Annotated in this window: 1 pseudogene and 1 riboswitch; the pseudogene reads left to right on the forward strand. The window is 35.4% G+C overall.

Annotated features, from left to right (window positions below):
* A riboswitch (cobalamin riboswitch) is annotated at positions 1-119 on the forward strand. This riboswitch is flagged as partial in the annotation.
* Between the two features lie 118 nt (positions 120-237).
* Positions 238-503 (forward strand): annotated as a pseudogene (locus AZI32_RS17785) (cobyric acid synthase CobQ); the annotation flags it as partial.

Below are 503 nucleotides of genomic sequence, written 5' to 3' on the forward strand. Positions count from 1 at the left end.
CTGCAGCCCCCGCTACTGTAATGCTGACGAAACTATTAGACACCACTGTGATTTTACGGGAAGGAATAGGACTAGGATGAAGCTGAGTCAGGAGACCTGCCTAGTTTATGGAAATAAAGTCTTCGGGGTGAAGGATTTTAAAATTGGTTAAGTATATACTTTTTTAAGACCTATCCATCGTGGATAGGTCTTTTTTGCAATTAAAAAACAATATAAATTGGAAAGGAAACTTTTATTATGAGTAAATCATTAATGTTTTTAGGAACAGCTTCTAATGTAGGTAAAAGTACTTTGGCTGCTGGGTTATGCAGAATACTAAAACAAGATGGATATAGTGTAGCACCTTTTAAATCTCAAAATATGGCATTAAATTCATACATAACAAAAGATGGGTTAGAAATGGGGAGAGCACAAGTTACTCAAGCTGAAGCGGCTGGAATTGAACCTGATGTTAGAATGAATCCAATTTTATTAAAACCATCAGGTAAAAATAGATGTCAGGT

Source organism: Clostridium sp. ATCC 25772 (assembly GCF_001573875.1).
GTDB classification, from domain to species: domain Bacteria; phylum Bacillota; class Clostridia; order Clostridiales; family Clostridiaceae; genus Clostridium_J; species Clostridium_J senegalense.